Origin of the sequence: Burkholderia cenocepacia (assembly GCF_014211915.1) — a bacterium.
GTDB classification, from domain to species: domain Bacteria; phylum Pseudomonadota; class Gammaproteobacteria; order Burkholderiales; family Burkholderiaceae; genus Burkholderia; species Burkholderia orbicola.
In genome coordinates this window covers 2,353,299-2,376,946 of record NZ_CP060040.1, presented here as the reverse complement: position 1 = coordinate 2,376,946, position 23,648 = coordinate 2,353,299, and the positions used below count along the sequence as shown (strand labels likewise).

19 protein-coding genes and 3 pseudogenes are annotated in these 23,648 nt (G+C 66.2%); 14 read left to right on the top strand and 8 right to left on the bottom strand.

The window, feature by feature from the left end:
- Positions 1-25: 25 nt before the first annotated feature.
- The 3 genes and pseudogenes from tssF (at position 26) to SY91_RS27080 (ending at position 4,109) form a co-directional block, all read left to right on the top strand.
- Positions 26-1,914 (top strand): annotated as a pseudogene (gene tssF / locus SY91_RS27090) (type VI secretion system baseplate subunit TssF).
- The gene (tssG, locus tag SY91_RS27085; protein WP_023474856.1) at positions 1,914-2,981 is read left to right on the top strand and encodes a type VI secretion system baseplate subunit TssG; all 1,068 of its coding nucleotides are present in this window, start codon (positions 1,914-1,916) and stop codon (positions 2,979-2,981) included. The pseudogene tssF and the gene tssG overlap by 1 nt, the downstream one beginning before the upstream one ends.
- Before the next feature lie 6 nt (positions 2,982-2,987).
- Positions 2,988-4,109, top strand: a complete 1,122-nt coding sequence (locus SY91_RS27080) for an ImpA family type VI secretion system protein (protein ID WP_043886542.1) — start codon at positions 2,988-2,990, stop codon at positions 4,107-4,109.
- 81 nt (positions 4,110-4,190) lie between these two features.
- Here the strand turns inward: SY91_RS27080 and SY91_RS27075 are convergent, their stop codons facing one another.
- Positions 4,191-5,084: an NAD(P)H-binding protein gene (locus SY91_RS27075; protein WP_043886596.1), complete on the bottom strand. Its 894-nt coding sequence runs from the start codon at positions 5,082-5,084 to the stop codon at positions 4,191-4,193.
- Between the two features lie 229 nt (positions 5,085-5,313).
- A complete protein-coding gene (locus tag SY91_RS27070) occupies positions 5,314-6,231 on the bottom strand; it encodes a helix-turn-helix domain-containing protein (protein ID WP_043886543.1) in 918 nt (305 codons plus the stop codon).
- 192 nt (positions 6,232-6,423) lie between these two features.
- On the opposite strand from SY91_RS27070, the gene SY91_RS27065 reads away from it, so the two are divergent.
- Positions 6,424-6,618: a hypothetical protein gene (locus tag SY91_RS27065; protein ID WP_023474860.1), complete on the top strand. Its 195-nt coding sequence runs from the start codon at positions 6,424-6,426 to the stop codon at positions 6,616-6,618.
- Between the two features lie 20 nt (positions 6,619-6,638).
- Here SY91_RS27065 and SY91_RS27060 read toward each other — a convergent pair whose 3' ends face one another.
- Complete coding sequence (locus SY91_RS27060) at positions 6,639-7,592, bottom strand: LysR family transcriptional regulator (protein WP_023474861.1); 954 nt, start codon at positions 7,590-7,592, stop codon at positions 6,639-6,641.
- A 100-nt stretch (positions 7,593-7,692) separates the two neighbouring features.
- On the opposite strand from SY91_RS27060, the gene SY91_RS27055 reads away from it, so the two are divergent.
- The 4 genes from SY91_RS27055 to SY91_RS27040 all read left to right on the top strand — a co-directional run bounded on the left by SY91_RS27055 (position 7,693) and on the right by SY91_RS27040 (position 12,133).
- Positions 7,693-9,051, top strand: coding sequence for an NAD(P)/FAD-dependent oxidoreductase (locus tag SY91_RS27055; protein WP_023474862.1), 1,359 nt, complete (start codon positions 7,693-7,695; stop codon positions 9,049-9,051).
- Positions 9,052-9,377: 326 nt separating this feature from the next.
- Positions 9,378-9,812, top strand: coding sequence for a hypothetical protein (locus SY91_RS27050; RefSeq protein WP_023474864.1), 435 nt, complete (start codon positions 9,378-9,380; stop codon positions 9,810-9,812).
- Between the two features lie 182 nt (positions 9,813-9,994).
- Positions 9,995-11,626 carry a histidine-type phosphatase gene (locus tag SY91_RS27045; protein ID WP_023474865.1) on the top strand — a complete coding sequence of 544 codons (1,632 nt, stop codon included), beginning with the start codon at positions 9,995-9,997 and terminating at the stop codon, positions 11,624-11,626.
- A 198-nt stretch (positions 11,627-11,824) separates the two neighbouring features.
- Positions 11,825-12,133 (top strand): hypothetical protein, encoded by a 309-nt coding sequence (locus SY91_RS27040; RefSeq protein WP_023474866.1) that lies wholly within the window; start codon positions 11,825-11,827, stop codon positions 12,131-12,133.
- Positions 12,134-12,158: 25 nt separating this feature from the next.
- Here the strand turns inward: SY91_RS27040 and SY91_RS27035 are convergent, their stop codons facing one another.
- Positions 12,159-12,452 carry a hypothetical protein gene (locus tag SY91_RS27035; RefSeq protein WP_023474867.1) on the bottom strand — a complete coding sequence of 98 codons (294 nt, stop codon included), beginning with the start codon at positions 12,450-12,452 and terminating at the stop codon, positions 12,159-12,161.
- A 406-nt stretch (positions 12,453-12,858) separates the two neighbouring features.
- Between SY91_RS27035 and SY91_RS27030 the strand changes: the two are divergent.
- Positions 12,859-14,462, top strand: a pseudogene (locus SY91_RS27030) (EAL domain-containing protein).
- An 18-nt stretch (positions 14,463-14,480) separates the two neighbouring features.
- Here SY91_RS27030 and SY91_RS27025 read toward each other — a convergent pair.
- Positions 14,481-14,852 (bottom strand): hypothetical protein, encoded by a 372-nt coding sequence (locus SY91_RS27025; RefSeq protein ID WP_052334982.1) that lies wholly within the window; start codon positions 14,850-14,852, stop codon positions 14,481-14,483.
- Between the two features lie 228 nt (positions 14,853-15,080).
- Between SY91_RS27025 and kdgT the strand changes: the two genes are divergently transcribed.
- The 5 genes and pseudogenes from kdgT to SY91_RS27005 all read left to right on the top strand — a co-directional run bounded on the left by kdgT (position 15,081) and on the right by SY91_RS27005 (position 20,573).
- The gene (gene kdgT, locus SY91_RS27020; protein WP_023474870.1) at positions 15,081-16,100 is read left to right on the top strand and encodes a 2-keto-3-deoxygluconate transporter; all 1,020 of its coding nucleotides are present in this window, start codon (positions 15,081-15,083) and stop codon (positions 16,098-16,100) included.
- Positions 16,101-16,241: 141 nt separating this feature from the next.
- Complete coding sequence (locus SY91_RS27015) at positions 16,242-16,538, top strand: hypothetical protein (protein ID WP_023474871.1); 297 nt, start codon at positions 16,242-16,244, stop codon at positions 16,536-16,538.
- A gap of 79 nt (positions 16,539-16,617) precedes the next feature.
- Complete coding sequence (locus SY91_RS27010) at positions 16,618-19,002, top strand: DNA polymerase II (RefSeq protein ID WP_023474872.1); 2,385 nt, start codon at positions 16,618-16,620, stop codon at positions 19,000-19,002.
- 206 nt (positions 19,003-19,208) lie between these two features.
- Positions 19,209-19,337, top strand: a pseudogene (locus SY91_RS35230) (DUF4148 domain-containing protein); the annotation flags it as partial.
- 108 nt (positions 19,338-19,445) lie between these two features.
- Entirely contained in the window at positions 19,446-20,573 is a 1,128-nt protein-coding gene (locus SY91_RS27005; RefSeq protein ID WP_023474874.1) for a J domain-containing protein, read from the top strand.
- A gap of 45 nt (positions 20,574-20,618) precedes the next feature.
- On the opposite strand, the gene SY91_RS27000 is transcribed toward SY91_RS27005, so the two are convergent.
- The 3 genes from SY91_RS27000 to SY91_RS26990 all read right to left on the bottom strand — a co-directional run bounded on the left by SY91_RS27000 (position 20,619) and on the right by SY91_RS26990 (position 23,647).
- Positions 20,619-21,524: a LysR family transcriptional regulator gene (locus SY91_RS27000; protein ID WP_023474875.1), complete on the bottom strand. Its 906-nt coding sequence runs from the start codon at positions 21,522-21,524 to the stop codon at positions 20,619-20,621.
- Positions 21,525-21,603: 79 nt separating this feature from the next.
- Positions 21,604-22,848, bottom strand: a complete 1,245-nt coding sequence (locus SY91_RS26995; RefSeq protein WP_023474876.1) for an acyl-CoA dehydrogenase family protein — start codon at positions 22,846-22,848, stop codon at positions 21,604-21,606.
- Positions 22,849-22,888: 40 nt separating this feature from the next.
- Entirely contained in the window at positions 22,889-23,647 is a 759-nt protein-coding gene (locus SY91_RS26990) for an SDR family NAD(P)-dependent oxidoreductase (protein ID WP_011548627.1), read from the bottom strand.
- Position 23,648: the final 1 nt, after the last annotated feature.

The window sequence follows — 23,648 nt, the reverse complement described above, 5'->3', positions numbered from 1 at the left end:
CCACAACGATAACGAGACCATTCCGATGGACCCGCGACTGCTCGACTACTACAACCAGGAACTCATCTACATGCGCGAGCTCGCGGCTGAATTCGCGCATGCACACCCGAAGATCGCCCGCCGGCTCGGCATGCAGGCGGGCGAAGTGGCGGATCCCTACGTCGAGCGCCTAATCGAGTCGTTCAGCTTCATGGCGGCTCGCATGCAGCTCAAGCTCGATGCAGAATTCCCGCGCTTTACCGAACGGTTGCTCGAAGTCGTTTATCCGAACTACGTCGCACCCACGCCGTCGATTGCGGTCGCCCGCCTGCATCCCGGGGGACGGAGGGCAGCCTCGCGAACGGATATCGAATTGCGCGCGGCACTGCGTTTACCGCCCGCGTTCCCGATGGCGAAAGAACGGCATGCCAATTCACGAGCGGTCAGGACGTGGTGCTGTGGCCGCTGACGATCACCGAGGCCCGCCTGACGGGCGTTCCTCCGGACATCGCCGGCCTCGAGCGCTACGCGCCGCCCGATACGCAAGTGCGGGGCGCACTGCGGCTACGCCTGGCGACCACCGGCGACGTCCGAATCTCCGATCTGAAGGGGCTCGATCGACTTCCGGTCTACCTCGCCGGCGACGAGCAGGTTGCATCGCACCTGTTCGAGCTGCTGCATGCGGGTGCCGTCGCGTCCGTGATCGGCACGCCTGGCGAGTTCGGCGTCCCGGGGCGCCCGCTCGCAGTGGTGACGTGTAACGCAGTGGAACACGAAGGGCTGCGCACCGACCAGAATCTGCTGCCGCTCACATGGACCAAGTTCCATGGGCATAACCTGCTGCACGAGTATTTCGCATGCCCGGCCCGATTCTGGTTCTTTGCGCTGAACGGGCTCGCGGAAGGGTTTTCGACGGTACACGGCAGGGAGGTCGAGGTCGTCGTGCTGCTCGACCGCTCGCCGGCTCAACTGGCAAACCTCGTCGACGCCTCGCGCTTCGCGCTGTTCTGCACACCCGTCATCAATCTCTTCAGCAAACATACCGACCGGATCGAGATCACGCCGCGGGAAACCGAGTTTCATCTGGTACCGACACGGCTTGCACCGCTCGACTACGAGGTGTTTTCAGTCGAGACCGTATACGGCCGCGTGGCCGCAACATCCGACGAACTCACGTTCCGCCCGCTCTACCAAACGCTGAACAATGACGCAGGCAACCACGGCCGCTACTTTTCGGCGAGACGCGAGCGGCGTCTCGTGTCCGATTCCGCCCGCCGTTACGGTACGCGCACACCCTACATCGGCACGGAAGTGTTTCTCTCTCTCGTCGACCAGAACGAAGCGCCGTATCACGAAAACATCCGCTACCTGTCGGTCGATGCGCTGCTGACAAACCGCGATCTCGCTACGCTCGTGCCGCGCAATGGTATCGACGACCTGGACACGGCCGAATCCGCACCGGTCGAGAGCATCGGCCTCATTCGCCCGCCGAGCCCGCCGCTGCCGCCCTATGCCGAACGGGAAATGGCATGGCGTCTGATCCGGCAGCTCAACTTCAATTATCTGCCGCTCGACGATTTCGATCACCGTGAAGGGGGTCAAGGGCTGCGTAATCTGCTGCGCCTGTACGTCGTGGAGGGCAATTCCGGACAAGCCCGACAAGTCGAAAGCCTCGTCGGCGTGAAGACGCGTCCGGTGACGCGCAAACTGCTGCAAAACGGCCCGATGACATTCGGGCGCGGCATCGAATGCACACTGACTGTCGACGAGACCGACTTCTCGGGGATAAGCCCCTATCTGTTCGGCGTGATCCTCGAGCATTGGCTTGCGCGGCACGTGTCGATCAACAGCTTTACGCAGACCGAACTGCACTCGATGCAGCGGGGCCGTATCGCACGCTGGCCCGTACGCACGGGTACGCGCGGAGTGCTGTGATGAAGCGCGCCACCCTGCCCGCACTGCTGCGCGACAGCATGCTGTCGCGCGAGACACTCGAATCCTTGCAAGCCGAGCCATGGCGGTTCGGGTTTTTGTCGCTATTGCGACGCATCGGTGCGAACCCCGAGATCGATTCGATCGGCATGGCGCGCCGGCCTGGTGCGGAGCCTTTCCGGCTTGGCCAGCAGCCGAGCCTCGCCTTTGCTCCGCGAGAAGTCGCCAGCGCGGAACAAACGGACGGACGATTAAAGCTGCGGCTTTTCAGTCTCGGGATGCTCGGTCCCAATGGTCCGCTACCGATCCACTTCACCGAGATCGCGAAGGATCGTGAGGACAGCCGGCGGGACACGACGACCGTCGATTTTTTCGACATCTTCCATCACCGCTACTTCACGCTGTTCTATCGGGCGTGGGCTTCGGCTCAATCGACCGCGGGACTCGATCGAAAGCACGACGAGCGATTTTCGTTCTACATCGCGAGCCTCGCGGGACTGGACGTCGGAGAAATCACCCAGCGCGCGCTCCCCTCGCATGCGTGCCTCGCCGCTTCGGCGCATCTCATACGCGAATCGCGCAATCCTGACGGATTGCGAGCGACGCTTGAACGCTACTTTGGCGTACCGGTTGGGATTGACGAGAACGTGTTCCACTGGATCGCAATCGATCCGGACGATTGCGGCCGCATGGGCCGCCCGGGCGCCGCCGCGACGATGGGACAAGGCGCGATACTGGGACGCGTCGCGCCGGATCGTCAGCACCGCTTTCGAATCGTCCTTGGCCCGCTCGATCTCGACGCTTATCTGCGCTTCACGCCTCAGGGCGAGGATCTGCCGCAGCTTGTCGAATGGGTGCGGACGTTCGTCGGTTACGAACTGGAATGGGAGCTCGAGTTGCGTATCAAGCCTGAGAGTGCGCCGCCGGCGGTGATGGGTGGTCAACAACGCATGGGCTGGTCCGGATGGCTCGGGCGCCCGGACCAGCGCAAACCCATTACTGGCATGCGGTTCGAACCAGAACGTTACGCGCGCCATTTCAATCGCCGTCCGACCCGCCCCCTGAACTGACCGACCATGAGCAAGAAACCACCGGCCGCTTCCGCGAAACCGAGCCGGCCCACCGCGATGGATACCACGCACGTCGACTGGCTGACGCCGGTAAGCGAGGACGCGCCATGCGGCTCGGATCTCGAGTATGACCACGACTTCGTAGTGCTTTTCGCTGAAGCCGCGTCAAGACCGGACGTGCAGTATGGCGCGTTCGTCGGATCACCTGATCCACTCAACTGGAGTGAGCTGGAACGCAACTGCCGCAGGTTGATGCTGCGCACGAAGGATATGCGTGTCGCGGTGCTCTACGCCCGCTGTCGCACGCGCCTCGGCGGTCCGTCGGGGTTGGCGGAAGGAACAGGGCTGCTCGCGGCGTTGCTGCAGGCATTTCCCGACGGCATTCACCCTCAGGCGAGCACGGATGACGATCGCGGCGCGGCACTGGAAATGCGGATGAATGCGCTACAGGCGCTGACGGATCCCGACGGGTTGCTGGCCGATGTCCGGGAGATCGTGCTGATGAAGTCGACCGCCGCGCGTCTACAGATGCGCGATGTCGAGCGCGCTTTTGCCCACCCGCGCTCGGCGGATGCGCTCGCGCCCGATTCGGTCATCCAGCAGTTGCAGGACCTCCGGATCCGACAGCCGGAAATGATGAGCGCGTTCGCCCAGACGATCTCAAATCTTGCCGCGATCGATATGTGGGCTGCTACGCATCTCGAGGCGTATCTTCCCGATCTTTCGCCATTGACTCGATTGCTGCAGCTGTCAAATGTCGAGGATGACGGCACCGAAGCGGCTTCCAACGTCACACACGCTTTCGTGAAGGATATTGAAAGCGTGGATACAGGCAGTAGGCGACACGGTGAAGCAATTCGGTCAATGCTTGCACATGAAAAGTTCATCGCCGACGCACACGTGCCGACTGCCGTCACGTGTATCGAACATATGCCGATGGACCGCCGGGCGGCGCTGACGCTGATCCGTACGGCGCGTCAGTGGTTCGAAGCGAACGAACCAAGCAGCCCTATCCCGATATTGCTGAAGCGCGCTGAACAGTGCGTTGGCAAACGCTATGTCGAGGTTGTCAACGCGATTCCGGCCGAGCTTCTTGCGCAATGGGATCAGGCGAATGGCCTGGAATAGATTCGGAAGTCGACGCGCACGGCGACCAGGCAGCGTCTCGCCGGCGAACCTCGTATGCGACTGACGGCCGGTGGTCCCACCTCACGCCGGCGCCGCATGCGCGCGCACCAGCGCAGCAAGCGCTTCCTCCAGCGTCGTCGTCCCGTACACCCGCTCCGACACGTCGGCTTCGACATCGATCCGCCCCGCGTTGTGCACGTCGTACAGGTCGACGATCAGCTGCGCATGACGCTCGCTGAGCCCGGCGCGCAGCAGCGTCGCGCTCCACGTATCGCGCGGTAGCGCGTGCGCGACGATCACGCGACCTGCCGCCGCGCCCAACGTTTCCGCAATCGCCGTCACGCTCACCCGCCGCGGCCCTTCGACACTGACGATGCGCGGCCCGCTGCCGCCTTCTGGCGCATCGAGCATCAGCCGCGCCGCGACGATGCCCACATCGGGCGCCCAGACCGTCGGAAACGCCTTGCCGACCGGATGATGGAAGCTCGGCAGCACGCCGGTACCGAGCGCGACCGGCAGCACGCGCGCCCAGTTCTGCAGATGCTCGGCCGAGCGCAGCAGCGTCAATCGCGTCGGGATCGTCTTCAGCCGTGCCTCGAAGTCATGGAACAGGCGCGTGATACCCGTATTGCCTTCAAGCTCCGCGCCGTAATCCGACAACGCGAGCAGCGCCGGCGGCGGATTCGCGGCGAGCGCGGCAGTCGCTGCGTCGATCGTCCGCGTCATCGTCGCGGCCGGATCGGGGTCGGCAGCCGGCACCGGGCACAGTATCTGCACCGCCTGCGCGCCGTCGATCGCCGCGGCGATCGCGTTCGCGTCCGTCAGGTCCGCGATCGCAACATCGCAGCCGAGCTGCATGAAACGTTCACGATGGCGCGCGTCGCGCAGCACCGCGCGCACGGAATGGCCTGCGTTGCGCAAGGTCGTCACGGTGGCCAGGCCGACGTTGCCGGATGCTCCGAAGATCACGAACACGATTCGCTCCTGAGGGATGAAGGTGCTGTGATTGTCGGGTTGCGCGGCCGGGAAGGCGCGCACGGAGGGATGAATCGAGCAGGAAAAGATGACGTGCTGAATACGCCAACCATGCGTGCTCCCCGATACAAGCGCGTCAAAACCGGAGAAGGCGAACGCGACAATCGTCCAACCACCTGTTGGACAATTGCCCTTGGATCAAACGCAACGCCCATGTACCGCTGTTGCGTTATGCGTCTTTCCCGCCATCCTCACCGTCATACGCCAGCCGCAACCCACCCCGCACGCCTGACCGCGCTATCTCCGTCGGCGTCGCCCCGAGCATGCGATTCATCCAGTTCGCCATGTGGCTCTGATGCGCAAACCCGGCCTCCAGCGCGATCTGGCTGATGCTGAGCCGGCCTTCGAGCAGCAGCGTCTTCGCGCGCTCCACCCGGCGCCGCACGACGTACTGGTGCACGGGCATCCCGAGCGTTTCGCGGAACAGCACCTTGAAATGCGGCACGCTGATCGACACGAGCGCCGCGAGCTCGGCCAGCGTCATGCGCCGGTCGAGATTCGCCTCGACATAGTCGATCACGCGCGCCGCCGCCTTCGGCGCCAGCGTGCGCCGGCGTTCGCGAGACGCGGGCTGGCCGTCGACCAGCCGCGCGACGAGCGCCGTGCACAGGCTCTCCGCGTAGAGCGGGTCCGATGCGTCTTCCGCTTCGAGTTCGGCGGCCATCGCCCACGCGATGTGCTGCAGCCGCGGGTCGCGCACCTGCAGCCGCCGGCGGATCTGCGCGTGCGACGGCTTCAGTTCGAGCTGTTCGACGGTGCGCCGCACGAAGGTGTCGCTGAGTGCGATGTGCAGAATCCGGCAGTCGGCGCTGTCGGTCCATTGGCCGGGCAGGCCGGCCGGAATCACGTCGACGTCGCCGTGCGCCTGGATACGCGACACGCGCTCGCCGTCGCACACGCAATCCGCGCGCACCGGCGCGCCGATATGCACGCCGATCCGGTGATGCTCGGCCGCCGGAATCCGGTACGTACCCGCGCGAATCTCCAGCAGCGACGCGCCGAAGCCACGCCAACCCAGCCCGCGGCTGGAGCGCAGACTGACCGGGACGCCGTTGTCCGTCGGCGCGGCAAGAATCGGATCGCTCATTGATGGTCTCCACCAGATCAGGTGCCGAACGCGCATTGTGACGCGTTTCGGGCCGGCGCGCCGGCCCTGCGCGGCCGCCGCTGAATCGAACAGAAAAAGATCATCCGTTTCTGCTCGGGACGATCCTTGCGTGCGCGCCGCCGGGCGCCGAGGCGCTTACGATCGCCTCATCCGACACCTACGGAGCCCGTCATGCCCCATTCCTGCCCGCAGCGCGCGGCGTTCATCGCGCGCGCGCCGTCCGCCGCCCGTCCTTCATCCGGCCCCAACGCCCGCAACACACGCACCGCCATCGCCGCGTGGGGCCTGCGCATCGTCGGCTGGTACCGGCTCGAACGGCTGCTCGCGTCGATTCCCGACAGCAACGACGACTTCGGGCTCGTCTGACCAACCGGTCGACACGCCGCCTACTTGCGCCGCCGCTCGTGCGGCGCCACCGTCGCGCCGTCGATCACCGGCGCGCCCTGCTTGATCAGGAAGTCGCGGAACAGCCCCGTCACCTGCGAAATCCGCCGGTCGGCGAGCGTGACCACGTACCATTCGCGCTCGATCGGATTGCCGGGAAACGGCAGTTGCCCGAGCAGCCCCGTGCGCAGTTCGAGCGCACACGCGTGCAACGACAGGAACGCGACGCCGAGCCCGGCTTCGGCCATCTGCTTGATCGCCTCGTTGCTCGACAGTTCGGAGCCCACATGAAAACGGTGGCCCGCGTTCTTGAACAGGCTCTCGACGGTCGAGCGCGTGCCCGCGCCGCGTTCGCGCACGAGCAGGTGCGCGGATTCGAGATCCTTTAGCGCCACACGTTTGCGCTGCATCAGCGGATGGCCGGGCGCCGCGACGAACACCATCGGATGCTTCGCGAACTCGACCGCGTGCGTACGCAGCTCCTTCGGCGCGCTGCCCATCACCGCGAGATCGATTTCATGCGTCGCGAGCATGCGGATGATGTCGTCGCGGTTGCCGACCTTGAAATAGGTCTTCACGTGCGGGCGCGTCGCGGTGAATTTGACGAGCAGCGGCGGGATCAGGTATTCGGCCGTCGTGATCGCGCCGATCCGCAGCGTGCCGCCGAGATCGCCCGTCAGCGCGGCCACTTCGTCGCCGGCCTCGCTCCACAGATGCAGGATCTCGCGCGCGTAGCGCGCCACGATCTCGCCGGCCGCGGTCAGTTGCACGCCACGCCCCACCCGCTGCAGCAACGCGGCGCCCACGGCCTCCTCGAGCAGGCGAACCTGCAGCGACACGGCCGGCTGCGTCAGGTTCAGCTCCTCGGCCGCGCGCGACACGCTGCCGAGCCGCGCGATCATGTCCAGCGCCTTCAACTGCCGGAACGTCGCGGTCTTTCCTATAATTGAATACATATGAGTCGCTTATAAACATTAAATTGTTCGAGTGGGTTCGAAACTATATCGTCGGTTCTTGAGCAATGTCATCCGAATCGTCATTCAGCGGGAGCCCAACATGGACAACACCACGCCCACCCTTGCAACAGACCGCGCACCGCGCCTGCCGCGCATCGTGATCGTCGGCGGCGGCGCCGGCGGCCTGCAGCTCGCGACGCGCCTCGGCGATACGGTCGGGCGCCGCGGGCAGGCCGACGTCGTGCTCGTCGACCGCTATCCGACGCACTTCTGGAAGCCGCTGCTGCACGAAGCCGCATCGGGCCATCGCGATCCGGCCTCCCACACGATCGAATACGCGGCACAGGCGAAGCGCCACGGCTTCCGCTTCGTGCAGGGCGCGCTGCAGCGGGTCGACCGCGCGGCGCGCACGGCGACGATCGCGGCCGTGCAGGATGCGGACGGCACGGAAATCCTGCCGCAGCGCACGCTCGACTATGACGATCTGGTGCTGGCAGTCGGCAGCGTGACGAACTTCTTCAACGTGCCGGGCGCCGAGCGTCATGCACTGCCGCTCGAAAACCTCGACCAGGCCGAGGATTTCCGCCGCAAGTTCCTGGCTGCCTGCACGAAGGCGAATCATCTGGCCGAGCAGCAGCCCGCACGGCGCGCGGCGCCGATCTGCATCAACGTGATCGGTGCGGGTGCGACGGGTGTCGAGCTGGCCGCCGCGCTGCGCCATGCAGTTCAGCAACTGACGACGTACCGCTTCAAGGCACTGGTGTCCGCGCGTGACGTGCACATCCGGCTGATCGAAGGCGGCCCGCGCATCCTGCCCGCGCTCGACGAACGGCTGTCAGGCAAGATGCACGCGCAGCTTCGTGCGCTGAACGTCGACGTGCTGACCGATACGCGCGTGGCGGAAGTCGGCGCGGACGCCGTGACGACCGCGACGGGCGAACGGCTCGCAAGCGACATCACGATCTGGGCGGCCGGCGTCGCGGGCCCCGCGATGCTGCGGAGCATCGGCGACATCGCGCTGAACCGCTCGAACCAGGTGATCGTGACCGACACGCTGCAGACGCCCGACGATCCGCACGTGTATGCGTTCGGCGACTGCGCCGCGTGCCCGTCGGCCGGTGCAGGCGGGTACCTGCCGCCGCGCGCGCAGGTCGCTCATCAGCAGGCGGTGTATCTGGTCAATGCATTCGCGCGGCGCGTCGCCGGCAAGCCGGTGGCCGGCTTCACGTTCCGCGATGCAGGCACCGTCGTGTCGCTCGGGCATGCGGGCGCCGTGTATCAGGCGGACATCGGCGGGCGCTCGCGCTCGCTGATCGTCGACGGGCTGGCGGCGATCGGGCTGTACAAGTTCCTGTATCGCAAGCACCTGTTCAGCGTGGTCGGCATGAAGCGCGCGCTGTTCCAGTCGCTGAGCCACTGGCTGCAAAGCCGCCATCAGCCGTCGATCAAGCTGCATTGATCGCAGTTGTTCGCGCACGGCATCACGACGCGGCATATCGGGCAGGCATCGCTCGATATGCCGTTTTTCCATATGCATGTACTCGATGCATTCACAATGTGCGCCACGCTGGTGCATCACGTTGAACGCGACCGATACGATGCAATTCATGCGGGACATGCCGCGCGACACGCATCCCGCGCCCGCGCTGGCTTGCCGCCCCATTCATTAGCCGAATCGTATGAGTCGGTGAAAAATATTAATTGGTCGCATTTTCCGGATCGACGCTAAGGTGTGTGGCATTCCCGTCGGCGAACGGATCATCACGTTTCTGAAAAGGAATCACCGTGGTCATCGAAGCCATCGTCACCCGTCTCGACGCAGCATTCGCGCAGATCGAAGCCACACCGGATTCGCGCGAATCGCGCCATCAACGCGACGCGATCATCCAGTGGCTGGACCGGGCATCGGAAGAAGGCTATCGGCTCGGTCTCGTCACGACGCTGCCGGCCGCTCGGCTCAGCGACATGTTCGAAGGCCAGTTCGGCCGCGCGAACCTCGACCGCTTCTCGGTCGTCGTCACGGATTCGGATCAACAGGACTCCGGATCGAATCAGCATCCGTTCGATGTCGCGCTGCAAGCGCTCGGCGTACCGCCGGAGCGCGCGGTCGGGATCGCGAGCAGCGAACCGGAACGCCGCGAAGCCGAGCATTTCGGCCTGTCGCGCTGCGTGAACATCACAGATACGGTGCGCTCGATCGCATCGGCCGGGCTGCACTGAACGCCAGCACACGGGCTGGCAGCGGCCAGCCGTCATCGTCGACTCGGCGGCCATCCGACGATTGTCCGACCGCATCCTGACATTCTGCTGTCAAAGTCGCTTGCAACACTTCGGGGCTCGACCACATTCCCCCGGAGACGGGACGACGCACATGCGCATCGTCCCGTCCGTTGCCCGCCACGATGACACGCCCGACCCGCACCGCCGCCGCCCTCACGATTGCCTGCCTGTTGCTCGCTGCTTGCGGCGGGGATGACTCGACGCAGCCCGCCACGTCGGCCGACAACAACGGCACGACGCCCGCGCCGCAACCGCAACCGCAACCTCAGCCCACGCCGGCTCCGGCTCCCGCGACCTACTACCAGACGAAGACGCCGTACCGCCCGCAGCAGGACGCGGCAACGTACGAAGCGCCGCCGGCCGGCTACGCACCGGTCTATACCGAACTCGTCGCCCGTCACGGCTCACGCGGGCTGTCGGGCTTCAAGTACGACGGCGCGATCTACGCGATGCTGGTCAAGGCCGAGGCCGACGGCGCATTGACCGCGCTCGGCGCGCAGCTCAAGGCCGACACGTACGCGATGATGAAGGCGAATGCGCTGCTCGGTTATGGCGTGCAGGGCATCTCGACACCCGGATACGGCAACCTCACGCAAACCGGCATCCGCGAACATCAGCAACTCGCCGCGCGTCTCGCGCAGCGGTTGCCCGCGCTGTTTGCGACGGGCAACCGGCAGGTGGTCGTCGTCAACTCGGGCCAGGATCGCGCGGTCGACAGTTCGACGTATTTCTCGGCGGCATTGGTTGCCGCGCAGCCGGCACTGGCGCCGGCCATCACGCTGCCGGCCGCGCCGGCCGGCTATCCGGCGAGCGCACCGGTCGCACAGCCGGCCGGCACCAACCGCTTCCTGCTGTATTTCCACTCGCTGAAGCCGGCCACCGATCTCGTGACCGACACGAGCGATCCGTACTACGCGACCTATCAGGCGAGCCAGGCGTACCAGACCTATGCAAACGACGCGACGGTGGCCGCGAAGCTGAAGGCGATCAAGGCTGCGCCGCAGGCGGCCGACGTCGCGCAAACGGTGCTGGCCGCGCTCGTGTCGCCGGCCTTCATCGCGAAGCTCGGCTCCGACGGCTACACGTTCGCGAACACCGGCACCTATGCGTTCACGTCGACGGACGGCAAGTTCACCAACACGCTGAAGGGCGACGGCAAGACGAAGATCGCGACGGCAGTCGATGCGGTGAACGTGCTGTACAACCTGCTGCAGGTCGCGCCGGCCATGACCGCGGAAACCGGCGGCGTGACGATGGAGAAGTACATCGGCGCGGAGCAGGCGCAGTATCTCGCGTACCTCCAGGATGCCGAGGACTACTACCAGAAGGGGCCCGGCATCCAGGAAGCGAACCCGGTGACGTACCGGATGGCGAAGGTGCTGCAGGACGATTTCTTCGGCGAAGTCGATGCGATCGCGCGCGGCGACCTGACGCATGCCGCGAAGCTGCGCTTCACGCATGCGGAGATCGTGATTCCGTTCGCGTCGATCATGAACCTGAAGAACGTGTTCGTGCCGACGCCGCAGGCGCAGACGTACACGTATGCGAACAATCCGTGGCGCGGCGACCAGGTCTCGCCGATGGCCGCGAACATGCAGTGGGATGTCTATCGCAACGGGTCGCGGCTCATCGTGAAGATGCTGTACAACGAGCGCGAGACGGATTTCCAGGCCGCGTGCGACGGTGCGAAGCTCGCGCCGGGCAGCCACTTCTACGACTACGCGGGGCTGAAGCAGTGTTACGGGTATCAGTGACGGGATGCGCGAGCGCGTTGACGCGCGCCTTTCGACGCCGGACGGGAGAAGCGCCGCGGTAGCGGCGCGGCCGACGACCGGGGCAGGCGATCGGCGTCGCACGCGGCCAAGCGGCCCGTTCGGGCACGTGACACGCCTCTCGCACGCACGAACTCGCACCGGCCCGCATGGTCGAACGAGCATCGCCGGAGAATCCTCATGAAACGCGTCGCCGTTGCCGCCGCCCTGACCCTGTTTGCCGCCATCAGCGGGCCGGCCATCGCCGGTGCGCCCTCGGGTGCCGTCGCGCCGCCGGTGCCGGCTCGGGCATACGCGAAAAATTGCGTGCCGTCGCGGGACGCCGCACCAGGCACCCACGCCCCCTCCAGCGCGCCGCCGATCCGCGTCTGCGTCGGCGATTCCAACACGCAGCTGAACCTGCCGTGGTTCCTGACCGATGTCCTCACTGCCGTGGACACGCATCAGTCACCCGGCGGCCTGCTCCACAAGATGCGCAACGACTTCTGAATCTCGCCCGGCACGCCATCGTTCATCACGCGTCGGAGCGCTTCAGCACCTGGATGAACGTGTCGACGATGCCGGCCCACATCGCGGGGTCGGCGATGCGCTCCAGCAGCACCCGCAACTCCCGTCGCTCTTCGTTCGACAGTACGCCGTGCGCGCTGCGGATGCTGTCGTAGCGCGGCGTACCGCGCGATGCGAGTGCGCGATCGAGCGAATAGTCCTGGGCCTGTCCGTCCACCGAAATCCTGATCCACAGCGAACCGCCGTCCGCCAGGGCGGCGCCGTCGCTCACGATGACCTTGGGCGCGGTATTTTCTTCCATCGCAAAGCTCCTGCTCGACACCCTCGCGGCCGACCGCCGAAAGCGGGCCACGCGGAAATGTTTCTTTTTGAGACACAATCACAAAACGGCACCAATTTTTAGACAACAATATTTCGTAATAGCGCGCCGCATCATATACTTGCCGCGCACCATCCTCGTGCCAAGAGACGGTGTCTTTCGTCCCGGCTGCACACACTGTGCGGCCGGGGCTTTTTTCGATACGCTGCGCCTATATACATGCTCAATGTACGCATGTTATTGAGGGATACCGCCCGATCGATGGACGATCGCGACAAGCGACGGCCGCATCGATAGGCATCCGAAACCGGCGCGCGAGCCGCCTGGCCCGACTCGGGCATGCGGCGTGCGTGCCGCTGGTGTATCGACCGGTTCGACTTGCCACCTCATGCGTATAACACCAAAGGCAATCGCGGGGCTGCGGGCGCTCACGCCCGGCTCGACACTCCTCTTCCACCGCAGCGGCGCGTGGCCGCGCGTCATGTTTCTCGCCGCCGTGATCATTTGCGTGCTCGTGCCCGCGTTCGCGATCGTACTGGCCGACCGCTACACACGCGATGCCGTCACAGCGAACGAGCGCGCCGTGGCAAACGACATCGTGGCTTCGGTGGACCGCATCCTGGACGGCGTGCGCCTCCGACACGCGGACGAGCTGAGCGCGCTCGTCGGGCGGCCATGCGCGACGGTGTTCCGGACACTCGCCGAAGTGGGCACTCGCCTGCGCTATCTGCGTGCGGTCGGGCTGGTGAGCGACGGCCGCCTCATGTGCTCGTCGGCGCTCGGTTCGATCGACCTGCCGCTCACCGCGTATGCGCGCGAGCCGGAACCGGGCTCGATGGCCGTCACGCTGCTACCCCAGACGCCGTTCCAGCATGGCATTCCGGTGTTGTCCGTATTCCGATCCACCGCGCGCGGCGCGGGCGTCCTGTATGTGATCGAGGGCGACTACGTGGCCGACGCACTCGCCCACGGCACCGGCAACGGGGCGGAAACGGCCACGCTGTCGATCGCGGGTGCAGGTCGTCTCGATCAGCACGGGAAGTTCTCGCCGGAAACGGAAGCGGCCCCCGCAGGCGGCAGCACGATCGCTTCGCAGCGCTGGCCGTTCACGGTGTCGGTCATCGCATCGGCGCGCTACGCGTCACAGGTCCAGCGCCATTACCGGCTGATCTGCGCGACGATCGTGCTGCTCGCCGACAGCCTCGTGATGGCCGCCTACCTGCTCGCGATGGCACCACGGCGGCTGTTGCTGAAAGCCGTGCGCCACGCGCTCAGGCGCGACGAGTTCCATGTGGTTTATCAGCCGATCGTCGACGTGCAGACGCGCAGGACAGTCGGCGTCGAGGCGCTGCTGCGCTGGCACCACCCGAAGTGGGGGCCATCAGCCCGGCCGTGTTCATCCCGCAGGTGGAATCGAGCACGGTGCTGCCGAAGGTCACCGAGTTCGTGCTGCGCACGGCGGTCGCCGAGCTGACCGCGCTGACGCCGTCCGCGCCGCTGCGCATTGCCGTGAACATTGCGCCGCAGGATCTCGAGCGCGGGCGGTTCGTGACCGACGTCGAGGCAGCGATCCGCGCGCTGCCGCCCGGCTTCACGCTGGTGCTCGAAGTCACCGAGCGCATCCTGCTCGAGAAAAACGCGCGCACCACCGAGATCTTCCATGCATTGCGATCGAAAGGCGCGAAATTCGCGATCGACGATTTCGGCACGCATCACAGCAATCTCGACATGCTGTCGCGCTTTCCGTTCGACTACGTGAAGATCGATCGACAGTTCGTGTCGCAACTGGACAGCGGCAGTTCGAGGCTGATCGAGGGAATCGCAGCCGTCGCGCATCACTACGGCCTGAAGATCATCGCGGAAGGCGTGGAGACCGAAGCGCAGCATCGCGCGCTGCATGCGGTCGGGATCCAGTACGCGCAGGGCTACCTGTACCAGCGGCCGTTGCGCGCGGAGCACCTGCAGCGCGATTTCGCCGGGGCGACGGTGTAGCGGCGCCGCCGACCGCGACTACTGCGCGCCGTATTGGCCGCCGAGGCGCACGCGGCCCTGCTCGACCCACCCTTCGACGTCGTCGCCGGTCTTGCCGTTCACGTACATGATGTCGTACCAGCGCCCGTGCGACTTGTAGACGGTCACCGAATCGCCGGGGACGATGAAGGTGCGCTTCGTGATGCATTGCGCGTCGGGCGCCGAGTAGAAATACGCGCGGCCCGTGCCGATGACCGTGCCGGACGCCGGCGGCCGGACGTTGTCGTCGGGGCCGCTCGTGGCCGCATCGAGCTTCCCGCAATCGACCGTGCTCTTCGCTTGCGCGCCGTTCGCGCCCAGGCTCGCGCCGAGCACCAGCAGCGCGATGCCCATGCGCATCGTCATTTTCATCATTCGCCCTCTGCGCCGTAGTGTTTTTTCCGGTTTGCCGGTTCGCGGCCGGCATACGCTCGATCCTGCGCGACGGTCGTCACAGTCGTCACCTCGGCGCCGGCCGCGTCCGGATGATACGACTACCGTCGAAATTCACGAAAACGGACCACCGTTGCGAATCATGTCCTATAGTCAGTCAGCAGACATCATTCGACAACGGGACGCATCGACGTCCACGGAGGAGACGTGAAGCTGAAACAGGCCATCGACCGCATTCCGGGCGGGCTCATGCTGGTGCCGATGCTGCTGGGCGCGTGCGTGCACACGTTCGCACCGAACGCCGGCAAGTACTTCGGCTCGTTCACCAACGGCCTGATCGCGGGCACCGTGCCGATCCTCGCCGTCTGGTTCTTCTGCATGGGCGCGACGATCGACCTGCGCGCGACGGGTGTCGTGCTGCGCAAGTCGGGCACGCTGCTCGCGACGAAGATCGTGGTCGCGTGGCTCGCGACGGTGATCGCCGCACGGTTCATCCCCGACGACGGCATCCGCACCGGCCTGTTCGCGGGCCTGTCGCTGCTCGCGATCACGACGTCGATGGACATGACCAACGGCGGCCTCTATGCGGCCGTGATGCAGCAATACGGCACCAAGGAAGAGGCCGGCGCGTTCGTGCTGATGTCGATCGAATCGGGGCCGCTCGTCAGCATGCTGATTCTCGGTGCGGCCGGCGTCGCGGTGTTCGAGACGCGGCTCTTCGTCGGCGCGGTGCTGCCGTTTCTGATCGGTTTCGTGCTCGGCAATCTCGACGTGGAGTTGCGCGAATTGTTCGGCCGCTGCGTGCATCCGCTGATTCCGTTCTTCGGCTTCGCGCTCGGCAACGGCATCGATCTGAACGTGATCGCGAAAAGCGGGCTGCCGGGCATCGCGCTCGGGCTCGCGGTGATCGTCGTGACGGGCGTGCCGTTGATTCTCGCGGACAGGTTCCTGGGCGGCGGCAACGGGACGGCGGGGCTGGCCGCGTCGTCGACGGCCGGCGCCGCGGTCGCGAACCCGGCGATCATCGGCGAGATGATTCCGAAGTTCAAACCGATGGTGCCGGCGGCGACGGCGATCGTCGCGACCGCGTGTCTCGTGACGGCGATTCTCGTGCCGATTCTGACGGCGATGTGGGCGAAACGGGCGGCCAGGGCGTCAGGGGTGCCGGTGCGGGTCGTGACGCGGGCGGCGCATGGTGGGGCGATCGAGCACGAGGGGCATGTTTGAGGGGGTGCCGGTTCGGGTCCGGTCCCCGGCACCGACCATCCCGGCGGCCGCTCGCCATAACCCCGCGAACGCTCACCTTCAGGTAGGCTCCGGAATCCGGCTCACACATTGCCCAAGCCGGCGTTTTCCGGAGCGCCTTCCATGCCCACCGCCGTCCTGCTGCGTACCAGCGATTCGCACCTCTATCCGGGCAGCATCGTGACGCTCGACCACGATGCGCCGCGCACCGCCAAACCACACCCCGCCGTCATCGAATTCGCGGACGGCTCCGGCGCCACCGCGACACTATCCCGCGTCGGTGACGATACCCTCGAACTTGCCGTAGACGAATACGTCACGCAGAAGCGCCACGCGATCGTTGCGCGCCGCTGGTTGCTGCGGCCGCTCGATGCGGCCCGCACGGGATGGCGCATCTCGCGCCGGCTTCCTGCCATCTGATGCCATCGCGCCACTCTCGGCGCGAACCGCTTCCAGGCGCTAAAATCCGCCGCCTGGGCATCCACGACGAGCAAGCGTTTTGACGGCGTTCGAGCAGGGCTTCATCCTTACCCGCCACTGGCGGGACACCGCATCCGGCATCGAGATCGAGTTCTGGCTGGCAACCGAACACGGTCCGCGCCGCGTGCGGTTGCGCCCGCAGGAAGCCGTCGCGTTCATCCCGGCCGAACAGCAGGCACTCGCCGAACGCGCACTGGCCGGCGAGCGCGAAGCCGAATTGCGCCCGCTCGCGCTACGCGACTTCCGGCAGCGGCCCGTCGTCGGCCTCTATTGCAAGCGCTACCGGCATCTGTCCGGGCTCCAGAAGCGGCTGGCCGCCGCCGGCGTCGACGTCTACGAAGCCGACGTGCAGCCGCCCGACCGCTACGCGATGGAGCGCTTCATCACCGCATGCGTGGCGTTTCGCGGCCAGCCCGGCCGCGACGGCACGCTCACCGGCGGCGAGCTGAAGCCCGCAACCGGTTACCGCCCCGCGCTACGCTGCGTGTCGCTCGACATCGAAACCAGCGTCCACGGCGAGCTGTATTCGATCGCGCTCGAAGGCTGCGGACAGCGCCAGGTCTACATGCTCGGGCCACCGAACGGCGACGCGAGCGGCAGCGCAGGCACCCTCGACTTCGACCTCGACTACTGCGACAGCCGCCCCGCGATGCTCGCGCGGCTCAACGACTGGTTCGACCGGCACGATCCCGATGCGGTGATCGGCTGGAATCTCGTGCAGTTCGACCTGCGCATCCTGCATGCGCACGCGGAGCAATACGGCATCCCGCTGAAGCTCGGGCGCGGCGGCAGCGTGCTCGACTGGCGCGCGCACGGCCAGCAGCCCGACCACTTCTTCGCGGGCGCGGCCGGCCGGCTGATCCTCGACGGCATCGACATGCTGAAATCCGCGACGTGGACCTTCCCGTCCTTCAGCCTCGAATACGTGTCGCAGTCGCTGCTCGGCGAAGGCAAGTCGATCGACAACCCGTACCAGCGGATGGACGAGATCCAGCGCCGCTTCGAACACGACAAGCCCGCGCTCGCGCGCTACAACCTGAAGGACTGCGAACTCGTCACGCGCATCTTCGACAAGGCCGACCTGCTGTCCTTCGCGCTGGAACGCGCGAGCGTCACGGGCCTCGCGGCCGATCGCACCGGCGGCTCGGTCGCTGCGTTCACGCACCTGTACCTGCCGCGCATGCACCGGCTCGGCTATGTCGCCCCTAACCTCGGCGACGTGACGGGGCAGAACAGCCCCGGCGGCTTCGTGATGGATTCGCGGCCCGGGCTGTACGACTCGGTGCTCGTGTTCGACTACAAGAGCCTCTATCCGTCGATCATCCGCACGTTCCTGATCGACCCGGTCGGCCTGATCGAGGGGCTCGCGAATCCTGGCGACGACGCATCGGTGCCCGGTTTTCTCGGCGCGCGCTTCTCGCGCACCGCGCACTGCCTGCCCGACATCGTGCGCCGCGTATGGGAGGGCCGCGACGACGCGAAGCGGCAGCGCAACGCGCCGCTGTCGCAGGCGCTGAAGATCATCATGAATTCGTTCTACGGCGTGCTCGGCTCGACGGGCTGCCGCTTCTTCGACCCGCGCCTCGCATCGTCGATCACGATGCGCGGCCACGAAATCATGCACCGCACGCGCAAACTGATCGAAGCTCAGGGTTACGAAGTGATTTACGGCGATACCGATTCGACGTTCGTGTGGCTCGGCCACGCGCATGACGACGACGAAGCCGGCGCCAAGGGCCGCGCGCTCGTCGAGCACGTGAATCGCTGGTGGCATACCCACCTGCGCGAGCAGTTCGGGCTCGACAGCGCGCTGGAGCTGCAATACGAGCGGCATTACCGCCGCTTCCTGATGCCGACCGTGCGCGGCGCGGAAGAAGGCAGCAAGAAGCGCTATGCGGGGCTCGCGGCAACGGCCGACGGCGGCGAGGATCTCGTGTTCAAGGGGCTCGAGACGGTGCGCACCGACTGGACGCCGCTCGCGCAGCAATTCCAGCGCGAGTTGTACCGGCGCGTGTTCAGGCGCGAACCGTACCAGGATTTCATTCGCGACTACGTGCGGCGCACGCTGGCCGGCGAATTCGACGACCAGCTCGTCTACCGCAAGCGGGTGCGCCGGCCGCTGCGCGAATATGAGCGCAACGTGCCGCCGCACGTGCGCGCGGCACGCATCGCTGACGAGTTCAATCAGGCACAGGGTCGGCCGCTGCAGTATCAGCGCGGCGGCTGGATCAGCTACGTGATGACGACGGCCGGCCCCGAGCCGCTCGAAACGATGCGTTCGCCGATCGACTATGCGTTCTATCTGAGCCGCCAGCTTCAGCCCGTCGCCGATGCGATCCTGCCGTTCCTGCGCGACGATTTCGAACGCGTGATCTCCGGACAGGGGCAGTTGTTCGGCGATTGAAGGGCCACCCTCCAGCCCGCGCCGACTGCGCACGCAACCCATTCTTTCAGGCAGTTCGTCGTGCGTCGACCATGGGTCTACCGGTCGATCCGCAGCCGCATCGACCGGCATTCGCGCGCACCCACCTGCCGCACGACAAGTAACACCGATTGCCTCGATCAGGAGTCCAGCCTGGACGCTGGGCCGGCCGGTCGCTCTGGCCACGTATCGCCGCGCAGGAACGCCTGGCCGCGAAGCGCCTTGCCGAACACAAGCACGCCGAAGCGGCCTACGGCCCGAACGGCGCACCGGGTTCGGATGCCGGCGCGCCGGCAGCGGCGGCCGTGACGCACTGACGCGCCGCCGGTCGCCGGGAGGAAGCCCCCAACTCCGCGCCGCCTCGCGGGCATGCGGCTAAAATACCGGCCTGCCGCGCGTCCCGACGCGGCCGGAGGACACTCATCATGACCGCACGTCGCGGTGCCGCGGTCGCCATCGCACCCGGCCACGAGACAGCCAGCCTGTCGAAAGCCCAGCAAACGTTCAATACGCTCGTCAAGCAGATCGAAAAGCGGCGCGAGCGGCTCGGCGCGTGGGAAGCCGTGATGCCGGCGTTCCAGAAGAAGTTCGTCGATGGGTTGTTGCCGCTCGAACAGGAAGCGACGGCGCTGCGCATCCGGCTGATCCATCTGCTCGACGACGCGTTCCTGCAGAAGGGCCTGAGCAAGGCCGAACAGCGCACGCTGTCCGACGTGATCGTGGATATGGCGGGTGATTTGCTCGACGTCAGCGACGACGCGACGTTGAAGATCATCTACAACCGGCATGCAGGACCCGCGCACGCTGGCCAGGCAGCGGCCGCTCCCGAGTCCGCCAAACCGGGACGGGAACAGGAACCCGAACCGCAACCGCCAGAAGATCTCGACACGCTGTCGCCCGACGAACTCGCCGAACGCATGCAGGCCGAACTCGACGCCCAGTTCGAGCGCGACATGGCCGCCCACGCGGCCCGCGAGGCGCAGCGCGCGAAGCGCAAGAAGGCACCGAAGCAATCGGCCGCGCAGGCCCGGATCGAAGCCGAGCAGGCCGAATCGAACAAGTCGATCCGCGAGATCTATCGCAAGCTGGCCAGCGCGCTGCATCCCGATCGCGAACCCGATCCGCAGGAGCAGCAACGCAAGACCGTGCTGATGCAGCGGGTCAACCATGCCTACGAGAAGGGCAACCTGCTGCAACTGCTCGAACTGCAGCTGGAGATCGAACAGATCGACCGGCGTGCGATCGACGGCCTCAGCGAAGCGCGGCTCACGCGCTACAACGGCATCCTCGAGGAACAGCTGCGCGAACTCGATCAGGAGATCGTGCACGTCGAGAATGATTTCCGGCGCACGTACGGGATCGCGTCGTCCACCAAGGTTGCGCCCGATACCGTGCTGCGCATGCTGGCACGCGACATTGCCGGCACGCAGCGGAGCAACCAGGACCTGAGCGTCGCGCTGCGCGAGTTCGAGGACCCGGATCAGGTCAGGAACTGGCTGAAGGACATGAAGCGCCGGCCGGCATCGTCCCGCTTCGACGACGATTCGTATTGAGTCGGCAAGCGCCGGGGGTAACACGCGACGCGCACACCCCGCCCATCACAGCACCTCCCCCATCCCGCCCATCAACGCCATCAACTGCTCGCGCAGCCACTGGCTGCCCTGATCCTGATCGGCGCTGCGATGCCAGTAGCAGAAGTAGTCGAGCCCCGGCATCTCGAACGGCAGTTCGAGAATCCGCGCCGGATAGCGCTGCAGCAGCCGCAGCGGCGCCGTCAGCACAAGATCGCTTCGCATCGCGATCAGCGGCGCGACCATGTAGTGCTGCACGCGCATCTGGATGTTGCGGCGCAGCCCGAGCCGCGTCAGTTCCGCGTCGACGTGCCCGCTGCCCTTGCGGCGGCTCGATACGTGGATGTGGCCCATCGACAGGTAGTCGTCCATGGTCAGCGTGTCGCCCTTGAACGGGTGATCGTCGCGAATCATGCACGCGTAGCGGTCCTGCACGAGCAGCGCCTGGTGCAGATGCGGATCGCCGATCAGCGGCGCGTCGATCGCGATGTCGACCGAGCCGTTCGCGAGCGCGGTCGCGACTTCGCGGCGGTCCATCGTGTAGCTGCGCACGTGCATGCCGGGCGCATGCGTCTGCAGCAATTCGCCGAGCGCGGGCAGCAGCAGCGCCTCGGTCAGGTCGCTCATGCTGAGCCGGAACACGCGCTCCGACGAAGCCGGATCGAACACGTCGCCTTCGTGCGCGCTCGAATCGAGCAGTTGCAGCGCCTCGCGCACGCGGCCGACGATGTTCTCGGCCATCGGCGTCGGCATCATCCCGGCCGGCGTGCTGACGAACAGCGGATCGTTCAGCGTCTTGCGCAGCCGCGCCAGCGCGTTGCTGACGGCCGGCTGCGTGAGGTTCAGCACCTCGGCCGCGCGCGTCAGGTTGCGCTTGTTGTAGATCGCCTCGAATACGACGAACAGGTTCAGATCAATCTTCGAAAGGCGCATCGCCGGATCTCCTTGCCGGCATCTTAATACGGCGTGCGCCTCCCGTTCACCCACGTCGCGCTCCCGTGCGACGCGGCGCTCAGCTGCGCGGCGGCGGCGTCAGGTACGGCGCCGTCGCGCCGGGTTCGCCGTCCTTGATCTCCATCCGCGCGATGGCCTGCAGGTGCACCTCGTCCGGGCCGTCGGCGAAGCGCAGCGCGCGGCCCCAGGTCCACAGGTCGGCCAGCGGCGTATCGGGGCTCAAGCCGGCCGCGCCGAATACCTGCATCGCGCGGTCGCACACGTCCGTATAGACGGTCGGCACGAGCGCCTTGATCATCGAGATTTCCTTGCGCGCCACCTTCGCGCCGACCTTGTCGATCATCCACGCGGCCTTCAGCACCAAGAGGCGTGCCTGGTCGATCTCGATACGCGAGCGCGCGATCCATTCGCCGACCGTGCCGTGCCGGTTCAGCGGCTTGCCGAACGCGACGCGCGACTGCGCGCGGTCGACCATCAGCTCCAGCGCCAGCTCGGCCGCGCCGATCGAGCGCATGCAGTGGTGGATGCGGCCCGGCCCGAGGCGTGCCTGCGCGAGCGCGAAGCCGCTGCCTTCCTCGCCGAGCAGGTTGCGCGCCGGCACCCGCACATTGTCGAACGTGATCTCGCAGTGTCCTTCCGGCGCGTGGTGATTGACCACCGTGATGTTGCGCACGACCGTCACGCCCGGCGTGTCGCGCGGCACGAGGATCATGCTCTGCTGCTGGTGCGACTCGGCCTCGGGATCGGTCTTGCCCATCACGATGAAGATCTTGCAGTTCGGATGCGCGGCGTTCGTGATGAACCACTTGCGGCCGTTGATCACGTACTCGTCGCCGATACGCTCGATGCGCGTCGTGATGTTGGTCGCATCCGACGACGCGACGTCGGGCTCCGTCATCGCGAACGCCGAGCGGATTTCGCCGCGCAAGAGCGGCAACAACCACTGTTCGCGCTGCTCGGGCGTCGCGAACATGTGCAGCAGCTCCATGTTGCCGGTGTCCGGCGCATTGCAATTGAACACTTCCGACGCCCAGCTCACGCGCCCCATGATCTCGGCGAGCGGCGCGTATTCGAGGTTCGTCAGGCCCATCCCCGGCTCGTCGTCCTTCAGGTGCGGCAGGAACAGGTTCCACAGCCCTTCCGCCTTCGCGCGTTCCTTCAGTTCCTCCATGAACGACACCGGATACTGGCCCGTGTGCACTTCGTCGTTCCACTGGCGGATGCGCGGCACGATGTGCGCGTCCATGAATGCGCTCACGCGTTCGCGCAGTGCTTCCACTTTCGGGGTGTAGCCAAAGTCCATGATCGACTCCTCGAGATTTCCGTGTTTCCGTTCGTTCGGTTCAGAAGGCCGAGACGCCGCCGTCGACGGCGACGGCCTGTCCGGTCAGATACGTGTTGTCCTTCGCGCACAGCATCAGCATCGTCGCGACGATTTCGTCGGGCCGGCCGAGCCGCTTCATCGGCGAGCCCTGCGCCAGAAAATCCTGGCGCTCGCCGATCTCGCTGTCGGTGACCATCGGTGTCGTGCTGTAGAACGGGCACACCGCATTCACGCGGATGCCGTGGCGCGCGTATTCGAGCGCGGCCGTCTTCGTGAGCCCGACCACCGCATGTTTCGATGCCGCATACGCGGCCAGCTTCGGCGCGCCGCCGAGCCCGGCCATCGACGCGACGTTCAGGATCACGCCTTCGCGCTGCGCGAGCATCTGGCGGATCTGGTGCTTCATCCCGAAAAACACGCCCTTGGCGTTCACCGCGAAGTTCAGGTCGAGATCGGCTTCGTCGGTGTCGATCAGCGCCTTCATCGGCGGCGCGATGCCCGCGTTGTTGATGCCGACGTCGAGCCGCCCGAAGCGCGCGACGGCTTCCTGCACCAGCGCGGCGACCTCCGTTTCGACGCGCACGTCGCAGCGCTGCGCGATCACGTCGGCGCCGGCCGCGCGCAGCGGCGCGGCCACGCGTTCGAGCGCATCGCCGTTCAGGTCGCCGAGCGCGAGCCGCGCACCCATCGCGGCGAGTTCGCTCGCGAGCAGCGCGCCGAAGCCGCTCGCGGCGCCGGTGATCATCACGGCCTGGCCGGCGTAGCTGTCCAGTTTCATC

Excerpts from the sequence above, each read along its gene's own strand:
- tssG (WP_023474856.1), top strand. The coding sequence starts at position 1,914 with ATGAAGCGCGCCACCCTGCCCGCACTGCTGCGCGACAGCATGCTGTCG.
- SY91_RS27080 (WP_043886542.1), top strand. The coding sequence starts at position 2,988 with ATGAGCAAGAAACCACCGGCCGCTTCCGCGAAACCGAGCCGGCCCACC.
- SY91_RS27070 (WP_043886543.1), bottom strand. The coding sequence starts at position 6,231 with ATGAGCGATCCGATTCTTGCCGCGCCGACGGACAACGGCGTCCCGGTC.
- SY91_RS27065 (WP_023474860.1), top strand. The coding sequence starts at position 6,424 with ATGCCCCATTCCTGCCCGCAGCGCGCGGCGTTCATCGCGCGCGCGCCG.
- SY91_RS27060 (WP_023474861.1), bottom strand. The coding sequence starts at position 7,592 with ATGTATTCAATTATAGGAAAGACCGCGACGTTCCGGCAGTTGAAGGCG.
- SY91_RS27055 (WP_023474862.1), top strand. The coding sequence starts at position 7,693 with ATGGACAACACCACGCCCACCCTTGCAACAGACCGCGCACCGCGCCTG.
- SY91_RS27045 (WP_023474865.1), top strand. The coding sequence starts at position 9,995 with ATGACACGCCCGACCCGCACCGCCGCCGCCCTCACGATTGCCTGCCTG.
- SY91_RS27040 (WP_023474866.1), top strand. The coding sequence starts at position 11,825 with ATGAAACGCGTCGCCGTTGCCGCCGCCCTGACCCTGTTTGCCGCCATC.
- SY91_RS27035 (WP_023474867.1), bottom strand. The coding sequence starts at position 12,452 with ATGGAAGAAAATACCGCGCCCAAGGTCATCGTGAGCGACGGCGCCGCC.
- SY91_RS27025 (WP_052334982.1), bottom strand. The coding sequence starts at position 14,852 with ATGAAAATGACGATGCGCATGGGCATCGCGCTGCTGGTGCTCGGCGCG.
- SY91_RS27015 (WP_023474871.1), top strand. The coding sequence starts at position 16,242 with ATGCCCACCGCCGTCCTGCTGCGTACCAGCGATTCGCACCTCTATCCG.
- SY91_RS27005 (WP_023474874.1), top strand. The coding sequence starts at position 19,446 with ATGACCGCACGTCGCGGTGCCGCGGTCGCCATCGCACCCGGCCACGAG.
- SY91_RS27000 (WP_023474875.1), bottom strand. The coding sequence starts at position 21,524 with ATGCGCCTTTCGAAGATTGATCTGAACCTGTTCGTCGTATTCGAGGCG.
- SY91_RS26995 (WP_023474876.1), bottom strand. The coding sequence starts at position 22,848 with ATGGACTTTGGCTACACCCCGAAAGTGGAAGCACTGCGCGAACGCGTG.
- SY91_RS26990 (WP_011548627.1), bottom strand. The coding sequence starts at position 23,647 with ATGAAACTGGACAGCTACGCCGGCCAGGCCGTGATGATCACCGGCGCC.